At 33.6% G+C, this 15,098-nt stretch carries 13 protein-coding genes; 9 read left to right on the top strand and 4 right to left on the bottom strand.

Annotated features, from left to right (window positions below):
* Nucleotides 1-50 precede the first annotated feature (50 nt).
* From P6733_RS09520 to P6733_RS09505, 4 genes are all read left to right on the top strand, one after another.
* On the top strand, nt 51-2,432 hold the full coding sequence (locus P6733_RS09520; RefSeq protein WP_306352631.1) for a TonB-dependent receptor: 2,382 nt from the start codon (nt 51-53) through the stop codon (nt 2,430-2,432).
* Between the two features lie 51 nt (nt 2,433-2,483).
* Nucleotides 2,484-3,317, top strand: a complete 834-nt coding sequence (locus P6733_RS09515) for a DUF4249 domain-containing protein (protein ID WP_306352630.1) — start codon at nt 2,484-2,486, stop codon at nt 3,315-3,317.
* Nucleotides 3,318-3,510: 193 nt separating this feature from the next.
* Nucleotides 3,511-5,499, top strand: a complete 1,989-nt coding sequence (gene uvrB / locus P6733_RS09510; RefSeq protein WP_306352629.1) for an excinuclease ABC subunit UvrB — start codon at nt 3,511-3,513, stop codon at nt 5,497-5,499.
* Between the two features lie 85 nt (nt 5,500-5,584).
* A complete protein-coding gene (locus P6733_RS09505) occupies nt 5,585-6,019 on the top strand; it encodes a DUF1456 family protein (protein WP_306352628.1) in 435 nt (144 codons plus the stop codon).
* A 74-nt stretch (nt 6,020-6,093) separates the two neighbouring features.
* Here P6733_RS09505 and sucC read toward each other — a convergent pair whose 3' ends face one another.
* Both sucC and P6733_RS09495 read right to left on the bottom strand, forming a co-directional pair.
* Nucleotides 6,094-7,290, bottom strand: a complete 1,197-nt coding sequence (gene sucC, locus P6733_RS09500) for an ADP-forming succinate--CoA ligase subunit beta (RefSeq protein ID WP_306352627.1) — start codon at nt 7,288-7,290, stop codon at nt 6,094-6,096.
* Between the two features lie 337 nt (nt 7,291-7,627).
* Entirely contained in the window at nt 7,628-8,053 is a 426-nt protein-coding gene (locus P6733_RS09495) for a hypothetical protein (RefSeq protein ID WP_306352626.1), read from the bottom strand.
* Nucleotides 8,054-8,522: 469 nt separating this feature from the next.
* Here P6733_RS09495 and lysA point away from each other — a divergent pair, with 469 nt between their 5' ends.
* Nucleotides 8,523-9,743: a diaminopimelate decarboxylase gene (gene lysA, locus P6733_RS09490; RefSeq protein WP_306352625.1), complete on the top strand. Its 1,221-nt coding sequence runs from the start codon at nt 8,523-8,525 to the stop codon at nt 9,741-9,743.
* Here the strand turns inward: lysA and P6733_RS09485 are convergent.
* Nucleotides 9,733-10,134 carry a Fur family transcriptional regulator gene (locus P6733_RS09485; protein ID WP_306352624.1) on the bottom strand — a complete coding sequence of 134 codons (402 nt, stop codon included), beginning with the start codon at nt 10,132-10,134 and terminating at the stop codon, nt 9,733-9,735. The two genes, lysA and P6733_RS09485, sit on opposite strands and share 11 nt — an antisense overlap.
* A gap of 56 nt (nt 10,135-10,190) precedes the next feature.
* Here P6733_RS09485 and P6733_RS09480 point away from each other — a divergent pair, with 56 nt between their 5' ends.
* The 4 genes from P6733_RS09480 to P6733_RS09465 all read left to right on the top strand — a co-directional run bounded on the left by P6733_RS09480 (nt 10,191) and on the right by P6733_RS09465 (nt 14,054).
* The gene (locus P6733_RS09480; RefSeq protein ID WP_306352623.1) at nt 10,191-10,541 is read left to right on the top strand and encodes a MerC domain-containing protein; all 351 of its coding nucleotides are present in this window, start codon (nt 10,191-10,193) and stop codon (nt 10,539-10,541) included.
* Entirely contained in the window at nt 10,534-11,778 is a 1,245-nt protein-coding gene (locus P6733_RS09475) for a GTP-binding protein (protein ID WP_306352622.1), read from the top strand. The genes P6733_RS09480 and P6733_RS09475 overlap by 8 nt, the downstream gene beginning before the upstream one ends.
* Before the next feature lie 49 nt (nt 11,779-11,827).
* The gene (locus P6733_RS09470) at nt 11,828-13,246 is read left to right on the top strand and encodes an alkaline phosphatase (protein ID WP_306352621.1); all 1,419 of its coding nucleotides are present in this window, start codon (nt 11,828-11,830) and stop codon (nt 13,244-13,246) included.
* A 178-nt stretch (nt 13,247-13,424) separates the two neighbouring features.
* The gene (locus tag P6733_RS09465; RefSeq protein ID WP_306352620.1) at nt 13,425-14,054 is read left to right on the top strand and encodes a carbonic anhydrase; all 630 of its coding nucleotides are present in this window, start codon (nt 13,425-13,427) and stop codon (nt 14,052-14,054) included.
* 73 nt (nt 14,055-14,127) lie between these two features.
* Here P6733_RS09465 and P6733_RS09460 read toward each other — a convergent pair whose 3' ends face one another.
* Nucleotides 14,128-15,066 carry an NAD(P)H-dependent flavin oxidoreductase gene (locus P6733_RS09460; protein WP_306352619.1) on the bottom strand — a complete coding sequence of 313 codons (939 nt, stop codon included), beginning with the start codon at nt 15,064-15,066 and terminating at the stop codon, nt 14,128-14,130.
* Between the last annotated feature and the right edge of the window lie 32 nt (nt 15,067-15,098).

Below are 15,098 nucleotides of genomic sequence, written 5' to 3'. Positions count from 1 at the left end.
TCTTTTATAATATAAATCAAAAATCATCAAAATCTAGTAATCAAATCAACATGAAAATTTCATTAAAGTATCATTTATTACTCGTCCTGTTTTACCTTTTTACTTTTTCTGTGGTAGCACAAGAAAAATACACGTTAAGCGGAACCATTGCTGACATTGGAAGTAATGAGACCTTAATTGGTGTGAATGTATTCATCAAAGAACTTAACACAGGAACTGTTACTAACGAATACGGTTTTTATTCTATTTCGATTCCGAAAGGAGAATACACATTACAAATTAGCTACATCGGTTTCGGAACTCGTGAGGAAAAAATCAGTGTTCAGCAAAACTCAAAAAAGAATTATTCTTTAGAATCAAACAACCAACTGGAAGAAGTAGTGATTAGTAGCGAAACAAAAGCTATTAATCTTCGCAAACCAGAAATGAGTGTCCATAAGCTAAGTATGGCAGACATTAAAAAAGTACCCGCAGTATTAGGAGAAGTCGATGTAATCAAATCACTTTTACAATTACCCGGGGTAACAAATGCTGGTGAAGGTTCCTCTGGATTCAACGTTCGTGGTGGATCTGCAGATCAAAACTTAATTCTACTAGACGAAGCGACCATATACAACTCTTCCCATTTATTTGGTTTCTTCTCCGTATTCAATCCGGATGCAATTAAAGAATTAAAACTGTACAAAGGAGGAATCCCGCCTCGTTTTGGTGGTCGTATTTCTTCAGTACTCGATATTTATCAAAAAGAAGGGAATAGCAAAGAATTTCATATGAATGGTGGTATTGGCGTTATCTCAAGCCGTATTTTGGCTGAAGGTCCAATTGTAAAAGACAAAGCTTCTTTCCTTATTGGAGGTCGTAGTTCTTATGCCCATTTATTCATGAAATTGGCAGACAATAATAACTCGGCTTATTTCTATGATTTAAATACTAAATTGAGTTATAAAATGAATGAAAACAACAACTTCTATCTTTCAGGTTATTTCGGAAGAGATGTTTTTGATTTCAATGGAAATTTTGTGAACACTTACGGAAATACAATTCTTAACCTAAGATGGAATCATTTATATTCAGATAAATTATTCTCTAACCTATCGTTAATCTATAGTGATTACTATTATGGATTAAAATTAAATTATGTTGGATTCAACTGGGACTCAGGAATTAAAAATTACAACATTAAGTATGATTTCAAAAATTATATCTCTGATAAATTCAAACTAAGTTATGGTGTAAATGCAATCTACTACAAATTCAACCCTGGTATTATTAAGCCTACAGATTCAAATTCTGGAATTAACTACAGAAAATTAGATCAGAAACAAGCCTTTGAACCCGCTATATATGTAGAAGCAGAACAACAAATTACTGAAAAAATATCTCTTTTATATGGTTTACGCTATAGTGCATTCTATCGCTTAGGTGGTCAAACTATAAATACTTATGCCAATGACCAAGCTGTAGTATTTAACAACGACTTGAAAATTTACGAAAAAGGAACTCCAACAGGTTCAAAAACGTACGGAAGCGGAGAAACTATTGCTAGTTTTGACAACTTAGAACCTCGTTTAGCAGTTTCCTTTCAGATGAATGATAAGCAATCAATTAAGGCAAGTTACAATCGTATGAGTCAGTATTTACATTTGATTACAAATACCGCTTCTCCTACTCCACTAGATATTTGGGCACCAAGTGATAATTTCATTAAACCTCAATTATTAGATCAGGTAGCTTTAGGTTATTTTAGAAACTTTGGAGAGAACAATAAATACTCTCTGGAAATTGAAACTTACTACAAGAAGATCAAAAACAAAATTGATTATATCGATGGAGCGGATTTAATTGCAAATAATAATATTGAACAAATTGTATTAAACGGAAAAGCACGTTCTTATGGGCTAGAGTTTTTATTACGTAAAAATACAGGAAAGCTTAACGGATGGATTTCATATACTTTATCTCGTGCAGAACAAAAAACACCAGGTCGTGCACCAGGAGAAACTGGAATCAATAATGGAGAATGGTACAAATCAGGATATGACAAATTACATAACCTAACAGTTACTGGAAATTATAACTATAGTGAAAGATGGTCCTTTTCTGCAAACTTCTCATTACAATCTGGACAACCGGTTACTTTCCCGAATGGACAGTATGAGTACTTAGGCATTACAGTTCCAAGCTATGGTTACCGTAATAAAGAACGCCTACCTGCCTATCACCATTTGGATATTTCTGCAACCTATATTCCAAGAGCAAACAAAGATAGAAAATGGCAAGGAGAATGGGTATTTGGTATTTACAACCTGTACAACCGCAAAAATGCCGCTTCAATTAATTTTAGACAAAACGAAGATACATATGTCAATGAAGCTGTAAAATTATCTATTTTCGGAATGGTACCTTCTGTAACTTATAATTTTAAATTCTAAGTAGTAGACTCATAAAGAACCTAAATATTGAACATCATGAATATTCAAAAAATGAAAAATATAAAATACATAACCCTATTATTAATAACTAGTCTATTCTTTACAAGTTGTGAAGAGGTTATTGATGTAAAACTAGATACAGCTGCTCCTCGATTAGTTGTTGAAGCTTCCATATTATGGGAAAAAGGAACTGCAGGAAATGAGCAAATGATTAAGCTGACTACCACTACAGATTATTTTAATAATGTTATTCCATCGGTATCCAATGCAATCGTTTTTGTTACAGACACGAATGGACATACCTTTAATTTTATTGAAACTACTCCAAATACTGGAAAATATTACTGTACAAACTTCATTCCTATAATCGATGGGAAATACGACTTGACCGTAACCTATGCCAACCAGACTTATACAGCTACTGAAACCTTAAAATCTGTTGTATCCTTTAATTCTAATATAGAACAAAACAATGATGGTGGATTCTTAGGTGATGATATTGAAATCCGTGCGTATTACACAGACCCAGCAAATATCCAGAATAACTATTTATTAACTGCGCAATCGAACGTAGACAACAGAAATCAATATTCCGCTTCAGAAGATCAATTCTATGATGGAAATACTATTTTCTCAAACTACACAGATGAGGATTTAGCACCTGGTCATATCGTAAAATTTAGAATTGACGGTATCTCAAAATCATATTATAATTACTTAAACAAATTATTAGCTATCGCTGGGACGGAAGGCGGTGGAGGTATGTTTAGCCCACCCCCTGCAACAATACGTGGTAACTTGATTAATGCTTCAAATATTGACAACTATGCTTTAGGTTTTTTCAGGCTTTCTGAAACTACAGGCATTAACTATACAGTACAATAATAAAAATATCATCAATCAATTTTTAAAGGCCCTATTCTGAAATGAATAGGGCTTTTTGTTTTTCAAACTTTTCAGAACGCATAGCGTATCATGCATAAATCAAAAAGTATATTCCGTATATTTGTATGTCTTGAAAAAATGTGATTTATACGAAACGTAAACCTACATCTCACCACAAATAAACGACCTCAACATGAAATTCCAAGTTGTATCAGAATACAAACCTACCGGCGATCAACCACAAGCTATTGAAAAACTAAGTAAAGGCCTTGAAGATGGCGAACGTTTTCAAACTCTTCTTGGTGTTACTGGATCTGGAAAAACATTTACTGTTGCAAACGTCGTTCAAGAAGTACAAAGACCCACACTTGTATTAGCCCATAATAAAACACTTGCCGCCCAGCTTTATTCAGAATTCAAACAATTCTTCCCCAATAATGCTGTCGAATATTTTGTTTCTTACTATGACTATTACCAACCGGAAGCTTTTATACCTGTTACAGGAACATATATTGAAAAGGATCTCTCGATTAATGATGAGCTTGAGAAAATGCGTTTAAGCACTACTTCTTCCCTACTTTCGGGTCGTCGTGACATTCTTGTTGTTGCCTCAGTATCCTGCCTGTATGGTATTGGTAATCCTGTTGAGTTTCAAAAAAATGTTATTGAAGTAGAAAAAAATCAAGTCATCTCCCGTACTAAACTATTACACCGTTTGGTACAAAGTCTATATTCCAGAACAGAAGCAGAATTTACAGCAGGAACCTTCCGTATTAAAGGAGATACAGTAGAAGTATTCCCTAGTTATGCCGACGATGCCTTTCGTATTCACTTCTTTGGTGATGAAATTGAAGAAATAGAATCCTTTGATTCTCGTACTGGACAAGTTATTGAAAAATATGAAAGATTAAATATTTACCCTGCAAACATGTTTGTCACATCACCCGATGTATTACAAAATGCAATATGGGAAATTCAACAAGATTTAGTTAAACAAGTCGATTATTTTAAAGAAATAGGAAAACACCTCGAAGCCAAACGACTTGAAGAACGTACTAATTTTGACTTAGAAATGATTCGTGAACTTGGATATTGTTCTGGTATTGAGAATTATTCTCGTTACTTAGATGGACGTTTACCAGGCACAAGGCCGTTCTGCCTGTTGGATTATTTCCCTAGCGATTTCTTAATGGTTGTTGATGAGAGTCACGTTACTCTATCTCAGGTACATGCAATGTATGGTGGGGACCGTTCCCGTAAAGAAAATTTAGTGGAATATGGTTTCCGATTACCCGCTGCAATGGACAACAGACCTTTGAAATTTGAAGAATTTGAAGCCATGCAAAATCAGGTACTCTATGTGAGTGCTACTCCTGCCGATTATGAATTACAGAAATCCGATGGTGTGTATGTGGAACAGGTAATCCGCCCAACGGGTTTATTAGATCCCATTATTGAAGTACGCCCGAGTTTAAATCAGATTGATGATTTAATTGAAGAAATACAATTGCGTGTGGAAGCAGACGAAAGAGTGTTGGTTACGACACTTACAAAAAGAATGGCAGAAGAATTGGCGAAATATTTAACGAAAGTTGCTATTCGTTGCCGCTATATTCACTCTGATGTGGACACATTAGAACGTGTAGAAATCATGCAAGATTTACGTAAAGGAATCTTTGATGTACTGATTGGGGTTAACTTACTTCGAGAAGGATTAGATTTACCTGAAGTATCATTAGTCGCTATTTTGGATGCCGATAAGGAAGGTTTTTTACGCAGTCATCGTTCACTGACACAAACGGTAGGACGTGCAGCTCGTAATATTAATGGTAAAGCAATTATGTATGCAGACAAAATCACAGCCAGTATGCAAAAGACAATTGATGAAACCAACTATCGTAGAGCCAAGCAATCGGATTATAACACCAAACATAATCTGGTACCAAAAGCATTAAACAAAAGCTTAGCTAATGTGCTGAATCGCAATTCTGTTTCAACCAATTATTTTGAAAAACAAGCTCAAAAAGCAGCAGAGCCTGAAAGCTTATACTTGAGTAAATCAGAAATTGAGAAAAAAATAAGGGAAGCTCGTAAAGCCATGGAGAAAGCAGCAAAAGAACTAGACTTTATGCAAGCAGCTAAATTACGTGATGAGATTAAACTCCTACAGGACAAATTATAATTAAACCAATTCAAGGGTAAGTTAGCGTGACATGACATTTAATGTCCGATATTAACTACCTTTGTATCCTAAAAAACAGAACAGCATGAATAATAATGATATTTTTAAAAAATTACGTGTCGCTTTGATGTTGCGTGATGATCAAATTGTAGAAATTTTAGAATTAGTAGATTTTAGAATTTCTAAAACAGAACTGGGTGCTTTTTTCCGCAGTGATGATCATCCTAATTATGTAGAGTGTGGTGATCAGGTATTGCGTAATTTTCTAAATGGATTAGTTATTCACTTACGTGGTACTAAAGAAGAACCTAAAAATCCAATGGAAGTGATTAAAGGGCATAAAGCTACAGCAAGACCTTCTGATTCCAAAACAGAATTTAAACCGAAACAAACAGAGGATAAAGCAAAATCAAAGGGATTCAAACCAACCTTTAAAGCGAACCCAAAGAAAAAGGTTGAACCAAAAATACAAGTTGTTGAAAAAGTAAAATTCAATAATGGTAAAAACAAAAAATACTGAATCTAAGATTCAGTATTTTTTTTATAAAATAATTTTAATATCCCAATCGAAATTGGGATACTAAACAATATGTATTATTTCTTTAAAGCTGCTTGAACTTGATCTGCTGCTTCTTGGAATTCAACTGCAGATAAAATTGGCATACCAGAATTATCAATTAATTCTTTTGCAATTTCAGCATTTGTTCCTTGTAAACGTACAATGATTGGCACTTTAATAGCATCACCCATGTTTTTGTAAGCATCAACAACACCTTGAGCAACACGGTCACAACGAACGATTCCTCCAAAAATGTTAATCAAAATAGCTTCTACGTTTGGATCTTTTAAGATAATACGGAATGCTAATTCTACACGTTTTGCATCAGCAGTACCACCTACGTCAAGGAAGTTAGCTGGTTCAAAACCTGCATATTTAATTAAATCCATAGTAGCCATTGCTAAACCAGCTCCGTTTACCATACATCCAACTGTACCGTCAAGATCTACATAGTTAAGACCTGCTTCTTTTGCTTCTACTTCAATTGCATTCTCCTCACGGATATCACGCATTGCTTCGTAAGTCTTTTGTCTGTATAAAGCATTATCATCCAATGCAACTTTCGCATCAACTGCTAAAATTTTATTGTCAGATGTTTTTAATACTGGGTTGATTTCGAACATTGAAGCATCACTTTGGATATATGCAGCATATAATGAAGCAATGAATTGCGTCATTTCTTTGAATGCATTTCCAGATAAACCTAAGTTAAAAGCAACTCTTCTTGCTTGGAAAGGCATTAAACCTACAGCAGGATCGATTTCTTCTGTGAAAATTAAATGAGGTGTATGTTCAGCAACTTCTTCAATATCCATTCCACCTTCAGTAGAATACATAATCATGTTACGTCCTTTTGCTCTGTTTAATAATACAGAAACATAAAACTCAGAAGTTTCACTTTCTCCTGGATAGTAAACATCTTCAGCAACTAATACCGTGTGTACTCTTTTACCAGCAGCAGATGTTTGTGGCGTAACTAAATCCATTCCAATGATTTGGCCTGAAATTTCTTCAACTTGTTGTAAGTTTTTGGCAAGTTTTACTCCACCACCTTTACCACGTCCACCAGCGTGAACTTGTGCTTTGATAACATACCACTGTGTTCCAGTTTCTTCTGTTAATTTCTTAGCTGCTTCAACCGCTTCAGCTGGACTATCTGCAACAATACCACGTTGCACTCTTACACCATGACTGGCTAATATTTCTTTCCCTTGATATTCGTGTAAATTCATAATTGTGATGAGTTTATCTTTATTAAAAAAGTGCCACAAAAATAACAAACTACATTGATAATGCCTAATCTTTTTTGATAAGACTTTCATATGATTTTTAATTGTACCCTTTCACAACTATAATTTTACGATAATATAACAACAATCTATTCTCATCTCTTTTTTTATAGTATCTATGATTTAGTCTACTTCTTTTTTCAATTAAAAAATATACCAATTGGTACTAAATAATAATATCAAAAAGAAATAAATTGCTGAATTCTCAATCATTTTCTATGAGTATAAATTACTCTATAGTAGACTCAAATAATTTAGTATTTGTAAAAGTTTTTTATCCTTAATCTACTCTAAACCAATGAGCATAATTTAGTTCTATTCCATCAGCTTTAGTTATTTTTAAAATAAAATTTTGTCCAGTAATCTTATAAAATGCGAATGTAACATTATCCTTTTTTATAATAAATGTCCAATCATCTAGCTTTATTAAACTCGCTGTTAATGTGTTAATCGTAAACATATCAAAAGTATAATATTGCGGCTTATTCACGTCTATTGAAATATTTGGACCATCTACGATTGTTAATGTATAATAGTAATTACTTTGGAAGGTTCCATGTAACCATTTAGGAGGTAAAATATATTTTTTATCAACTCGAGGCAAATACTTATTATCTCTAGTAATTGGTACTGAGTTTTCAAAACTATCTGTTGAACAAGAACTTAAAGCTATTATTAAGCTAAAAAGAGTAATTTTTTTTTTCATGATGTTTAATTTCTTTGATTACATAATTGTATATCCAATCCTTCACAGGCTAACTAATACTAATTTTACATCAAGCCATTGTGATTTAGACTTAATGAAATACTCAATTTTTAATAGTTCATATTTAATCTCTATTAATAAACAGATTTTTTTAGCTTGAAAATTTTAAAAGCTGTGTACAATTTCTTTCTTTTACATAAGAATAAGGGAAGGAATAATTCATTTTTATAGTCGAATAAGACAATTTTTGATTTAAATAAAAATATTCATACAAATACGAATTAATTGTTCTTGGGTTGATAACCAGATGTGGTTCTAAAATCTCTACTTTAGTTAAAAATATTTTTTTTATAACAAAAATAGATTTTGAAGTTTCATTAATAACAAAATGTTGTATTTTGTTATTAATTGTTATTTTTTTGTTTACTCGAAATGCACGTAATACATTTGTTAAAAATTAATACAATCTATGCAACCGAAAGAATTATTACAACTCGCACAAGAATTTGGAAGTCCATTATATGTTTATGATGCCTCAAAAATTCAATCTCAGTATAAAAGATTAGTTGATGCATTTGCCAAAGTAGATCACGTAAGAATCAATTATGCTGTCAAAGCATTGTCCAATGTTGCAATACTTCAATTACTGAAGCAAATGGGTTCTGGTCTTGATACTGTCTCTATTCAGGAAGTTCAATTAGGTTTGCATGCAGGATTTGAACCTGAGAAAATTATATACACACCTAATGGTGTTTCTTTTGAAGAAATTGAAGCTGTTGCTCAATTGGGTGTGCAAATCAATATCGACAATCTATCCATTCTAGAACAATTTGGAACAAAACATCCAGAAGTTCCGGTATGTATTCGCATCAACCCACATGTTATGGCAGGTGGTAATACTAATATTTCTGTAGGACATATTGATTCAAAATTTGGAATTTCTATCCATCAGATGCCACATTTATTACGTATCGTGGAAAACACAAATATGCATATCAATGGAATCCATATGCATACTGGTTCTGATATTCTGGATATAGAAGTATTTTTATATGCTGCCGAAATCCTATTTGAAGCTGCAAAACACTTCAAAACATTAGATTTTATTGATTTTGGTAGTGGCTTTAAAGTTCCCTATAGTAAAGGGGATATTGAAACAAATGTGGAAGAATTTGGTCGTAAACTGACTAAAAGATTCAATACTTTCTGCAAAGAATATGGCCGTGAACTGACTTTAGCTTTTGAGCCTGGTAAATTCTTGGTAAGTGAAGCGGGTTATTTCTTAGCCAAAGTAAATGTAGTAAAACAAACTACCTCAACGGTATTTGCAGGAATAGATTCAGGGTTCAATCATTTGATACGACCAATGCTTTATGGATCTCAACATTTTATTGAAAATATATCCAATCCAAAAGGGAAAGAGCGATTCTATTCTGTCGTTGGATACATCTGTGAAACAGATACTTTTGCAAATAACAGACGAATTTCAGAAATTACTGAAGGTGATATTTTATGTTTTAGAAATGCGGGTGCTTATTGTTTCTCAATGGCATCCAACTATAATTCACGTTACAAACCAGCAGAAGTTCTTTGGTTGGAAGGAAAAGGTCACTTGATTAGACAAAGAGAAACTTTTGAAGACCTTCTTAAAAACCAAGTAGAACTTCAATTAGACTACGCTATTTTGTAATAGCATTACATTCAGGGCAAGTACCTGATACGACACATTGAATTTCTTCAATTTTATAAGCCGCAGGTAATACAAACTGCGGCTTTATGTTTTCTATACAGGAAACTTTTCCACAAGAAGTGCAATTAAAATGTACGTGATCATGATGATGATGGTCTTTACAGTTATGACAAATTGCATACTGCACTACTCCATCCACATTGACTACTTTATGTAGTTTTCCTTCCTCTACTAAACGATCTAAAGCTCTATAAATAGTTACTCGATCACATTTATCTCCAAATGCATGTTGGAAATCTTTATGTGCCAGTGCTGATTTATGTTCTTCCAAGATTCTGATAATTTCTGTTTTAGTAACAGAATTTCTTTCTCTTTTTATTTTTTTCTCCATTGTAATGCAAAATTAATTTATATTTGCAACACTGTTGCGTTTAATAAAATATAATTATGAAAAAAAACAATTCCTCTTCGTACGATATACTCGGTATATCTAGTGCTACATTATGTCTAATTCATTGTTTAGCTTTCCCTCTTTTAACTATTATTCCCTTGGGAATAAGCCACAATCCATGGATTGATTTTACTTTTGCAACCATTGGGTTATTTGCTGTTGTAAAAATAACAAAAAAAACAGATTCAAAATGGACTATAGGCGTTTTATGGCTTTCTATAGCACTTATATACTGTAGCGTTATATTAGAAATAATATTGCATCACCACAGCAATTTAATTTATCTAGGAGGTGCAGGACTAATTATTGGTCACATCATTAACTTCAAAAATCACAGACATGAATAAGAAATTGCCAGTTACTGTCTTGAGTGGATTTTTAGGAGCCGGAAAAACCACCTTATTAAATCATATATTACACAATAAAGAAGGCTTAAAAGTAGCTGTTATTGTCAATGATATGAGTGAAATTAATTTTGATGCTCGATTGGTTGAAAATGGAAATACATTGTCTCGTACGGAAGAAAAACTGGTTGAAATGACCAATGGATGTATATGCTGTACTTTGCGGGAAGATCTGATGGTTGAAGTAGAAAAACTCGCTCGTGAAAACCGATTTGATTACTTATTAATCGAAAGTACCGGGATCAGTGAACCGATCCCTGTTGCACAAACATTTACCTTTGTCAATGAGGATGAAAATGTTGATTTATCACAGTTTAGCTATATTGATACTATGGTGACCGTTATCGATGGTTTTAATTTCTTCAAAGACCTCAGCACAGCAGAAACCTTGATGGACCGAAATGCAAGTGATATTGAAGGAGATACTCGCACTATTGTAAATTTATTGGTGGATCAAATCGAATTTGCCAACGTCATAATCCTCAACAAAACTGATTTAATACAGAAAGATCATCTTGATGTTCTGTATGCAACCCTAAAAAAACTGAATCCTGTTGCTAAGATTATTGCTTCTCAATTTGGAAGAATTGATTTAAAAGAAGTAATCAATACAGGTTTATTTGATTATGAAAAAGCCGAATCATCTGCGGGATGGATTAGAGAATTGGAAAATGAGCATACTCCTGAAACAGAAGAGTATGGAATCAGTTCTTTTGTATTTCGTGATCCCAGACCTTTTCATCCGCAGCGTTTTTGGAACTATTTAGATCAGGAATTCCCAACCTCAATTATTCGAAGTAAAGGATTATTTTGGCTTGCTTCAAGACCCAAACAAGCACTTAACTGGAGTCAAGCAGGCGGTTCACTACGAGCAGAAGGTGCTGGTGTATGGTGGGCTAGTATGCCATTTGGTGAGCGTATTCAATATTCCAGTTTTATTGAGAATCAAAAAGCTATTGAATCCAAATGGACATTAGAATTTGGTGATCGCATGAATGAACTTGTATTTATAGGTCAAGACATTGACGAAGAGGTCATCAAAAAAGACCTTATTGCCTGTCTTTGTACACCAGATGATCTCATGGATTTACAGGATGGCTTCTTTCCTAGCAAAGACTCCTTTCCTATTCCTCGACAATTTTCTGAAAATAATACTAACGTAACATTCCATGACTTATAGTTTTTTTATCTTTGTGCATTGTTTAACAACAACACAATACTAAATTACAATGGATAGAAGGAAGTTTTTCCGTAATGGATCTTTGTTTGCCTTAGGGTCAGCAATCATTACACCTTTACAAGGCGTAGCGCAGGATATAGATTTAACATCTTCAAATAAAGGCAAAAAAGCCAAAAATATCATTTTTCTCGTAAGTGATGGTATGAGTACCGGAACATTGAATATGGCTGATTTATATCTGAACAGGAAAACTGGAAAAGGAAGTAATTGGCTTCAGTTATATAAGGATAGTAAAATTAGCCGTGCATTAATGGATACTGCTTCTGCTAATTCAATCGTTACCGATTCATCTGCTGGTAGTTCTTCATGGGGTGGTGGATTCCGTGTAAACAATGGTTCTTTGAATGTTGGCCCAAAAGGAGAAGTACATTTACCAATCTGGCAAAAATTCAAGAAAGCAGGAAAAATGGCCGGTTGTGTAACAACAGTGCCTATAACACATGCAACTCCAGCTGGATTTTGCGTAAATAGTAAAAGTAGAAATGCACAGGATAACATTGCTGAAACCTATTTAGAACTGGGCATGGATGTTATGCTAGGAGGTGGAAATGAATATTTCAGTGCAGATGAGCGTAAAGACAAAAAAGACATGTATGCTGCCTATAAAAATGCAGGATATCAAGTAGCAAAAACACGTAAAGAATTATTTGATACAGCAAACAACAAACCAATTCTTGGTGTTTTCTATAACGATGGTCTTCCTTATTCTTTGGATAGAAATAATGATCAGGATTTAACGTATAATATCCCTACTCTTGCGGAGATGGCTCAAAAAGCTATTGACCGAATGAAAGATCACAAAAATGGTTTTGTTCTTCAAATTGAAGCAGGAAAAGTAGATTGGGCTGCACACGGAAATGACATCGGAGCCTTGATTAATGACCAAGTATCATTTGATGAAGCAGTAAAAGTAGCTATTGATTTTGCTGAAAAAGACAAAAACACTTTAGTTATTATCACTACTGATCATGGTAATGCAAACCCTGGCGTAATCTATGGTAAAGAAGCAAACGATAATTTTGACAGCATTCAAAAATACAAACATACTAATGATTGGATTTTAAGTGGCATTTCAAAATCATCTACAACTTCTCAAATTCGTGAGCGTATTGAATTTGCAAATGGTGGCTTGACTATTACTGATGCTGAAGCAAAAATAATTCTAAGCTATTACGATAATTTAAATAAAGAAGAAGGTTTATATAATTTAAAACATTTACCATTTAAAGCCTTGGCTGATATACAACAAAAAACAAATTCTGTAGGATGGATCAGTATGAATCACTCAGCAGATTATGTTGAATTAGCAATGTATGGCCCTGGAAGTGAATTATTGAAACCTTTCGTAAAAAATACAGACTTACACTACTTAATGCTACAAGCAGCAGAAGTAGAAAACAAATTTTAATACATCTAAAAAGGGACTGTTCTTTCAACAGTCTCTTTTTTTATAAATGAAATCATAACTTTGATACAGTTTACAGGGAGTATTTCTCCACTGTATCACCTCATTGCAAGGGTTCACAATTAGGCATGTACAAAAAATACGGTCCAGAACTTTATTAATAACCTTTAATGCTATTAAGATGAATTTAGAAAAAGTATTCGAAAATAATGCCAAATGGATTGAACAGAAATTAGCTGTCAATCCTGATTATTTCCAAAATCTTTCCAAAGGGCAAAACCCAGACGTTCTGTATATAGGATGCTCGGATAGTCGTGTTACAGCTGAAGATTTGATGGGTGTAGAACCTGGAGAAGTCTTTGTACACCGTAATATTGCCAATATGGTCATTAGTATTGATCTTAACGCCATGTCGGTGGTAAATTATGCTGTGAACCATTTAAAAGTGAATCACGTTGTGGTTTGTGGCCATTACCTTTGTGGTGGTGTAAAAGCAGCAATGGAATCAGCAGATTTGGGAATATTAAATCCTTGGTTGCGTAACATTCGTGATGTGTACCGTTTACACAAAGTAGAATTGAATGCAATAACAGATGAGAATCAAAAATACAATCGTTTAGTTGAACTCAATGTCCAAGAACAATGTTTTAATCTGATGAAAACAGCTGATATTCAAAGAGCATACCGCGAAAGAAACCTACAGGTTCACGCATGGGTTTTTGATATCATTAGCGGAAAATTAATTGATTTGAATATTGATTTTGATGAAGTACTCAAAGGAATTAGAGAAATCTACCATTTGGATGATTAATGAATATTCATTGTTTTTATAAATAAAAAAGAAACCCCTGTATCATTTGGTCAGGGGTTTCTTTTTTTTATTCTTATAAGTGTGTAACTGCTATTTTTGCTTGTTCAAATTCTGCCATTACTGTTTCAACAATTGTTTCAACAGGCAAAATTTCATGTATCAATCCTGCGATTTGTCCAATTTCTAATTCCCCTTCAACTAAATCTCCTTCAAACATTCCGCGTTTAGCTCTTGCTCTACCCAATAATGTCTTTAGCTCTTCCGGTGTTGGACATTTTGTATATAAATCCTGAACATCTTGATAGAATTTATTTTTAATCATTCGAACGGGTGCCAACTCTTTTAAGGTTACATGAGTATCTCCTTCTTTTATATCTAGAATGGTTTGCTTAAAATTATCATGTGATGAGGATTCAATTGAAGCTGCAAAACGACTTCCCATTTGTACTCCATCTGCGCCTAATATCATTGCGGCCAACATTCCTTTTCCTGTTGCAATTCCTCCTGCAGCAATTAATGGAATATTCAAATGTTCTTTAACCATCGGAATTAAAGTTAGTGTCGTCGTCTCTTCTCTTCCATTGTGTCCTCCTGCTTCAAAACCTTCTGCAACAACTGCATCTACTCCTGCTTCTTGGGCTTTTAATGCAAACTTCGAACTACTTACCACATGAACTACTGTAATCCCTTTTGATTTCAAAAATTCTGTCCATGTTTTTGGGTTTCCCGCAGATGTGAAAACAATTTTCACTCCTTCTTCAACTATAATATTGATAATTTCCTCAATATTTGGATAAAGCATGGGTACGTTTACCCCAAAAGGTTTATCTGTTGCTTTTTTACATTTCTGAATGTGTTCTCTTAAAATTTCAGGATACATAGAACCTGCTCCAATTAATCCAAGTCCACCAGCGTTACTTACTGCACTTGCTAATTTATAACCACTATTCCAGATCATTCCTCCTTGAATAATAGGGTATTGTATTTTAAAAAGTTGGGTGATTTTATTCATTCTATTCTTAAAAAATATTGATATTATATATT

It is taken from the genome of Flavobacterium aerium (assembly GCF_030766725.1).
In the GTDB taxonomy this organism is placed as follows: domain Bacteria; phylum Bacteroidota; class Bacteroidia; order Flavobacteriales; family Flavobacteriaceae; genus Flavobacterium; species Flavobacterium aerium.
Note: the sequence above shows the minus strand (reverse complement) of the source record. Positions and strands in the feature narration are given on the sequence as shown.

Coding starts and splice junctions, on each gene's coding strand:
- P6733_RS09520 (WP_306352631.1), top strand. CDS start 51: ATGAAAATTTCATTAAAGTATCATTTATTACTCGTCCTGTTTTACCTT.
- P6733_RS09515 (WP_306352630.1), top strand. CDS start 2,484: ATGAAAAATATAAAATACATAACCCTATTATTAATAACTAGTCTATTC.
- uvrB (WP_306352629.1), top strand. CDS start 3,511: ATGAAATTCCAAGTTGTATCAGAATACAAACCTACCGGCGATCAACCA.
- P6733_RS09505 (WP_306352628.1), top strand. CDS start 5,585: ATGAATAATAATGATATTTTTAAAAAATTACGTGTCGCTTTGATGTTG.
- sucC (WP_306352627.1), bottom strand. CDS start 7,290: ATGAATTTACACGAATATCAAGGGAAAGAAATATTAGCCAGTCATGGT.
- P6733_RS09495 (WP_306352626.1), bottom strand. CDS start 8,053: ATGAAAAAAAAAATTACTCTTTTTAGCTTAATAATAGCTTTAAGTTCT.
- lysA (WP_306352625.1), top strand. CDS start 8,523: ATGCAACCGAAAGAATTATTACAACTCGCACAAGAATTTGGAAGTCCA.
- P6733_RS09485 (WP_306352624.1), bottom strand. CDS start 10,134: ATGGAGAAAAAAATAAAAAGAGAAAGAAATTCTGTTACTAAAACAGAA.
- P6733_RS09480 (WP_306352623.1), top strand. CDS start 10,191: ATGAAAAAAAACAATTCCTCTTCGTACGATATACTCGGTATATCTAGT.
- P6733_RS09475 (WP_306352622.1), top strand. CDS start 10,534: ATGAATAAGAAATTGCCAGTTACTGTCTTGAGTGGATTTTTAGGAGCC.
- P6733_RS09470 (WP_306352621.1), top strand. CDS start 11,828: ATGGATAGAAGGAAGTTTTTCCGTAATGGATCTTTGTTTGCCTTAGGG.
- P6733_RS09465 (WP_306352620.1), top strand. CDS start 13,425: ATGAATTTAGAAAAAGTATTCGAAAATAATGCCAAATGGATTGAACAG.
- P6733_RS09460 (WP_306352619.1), bottom strand. CDS start 15,066: ATGAATAAAATCACCCAACTTTTTAAAATACAATACCCTATTATTCAA.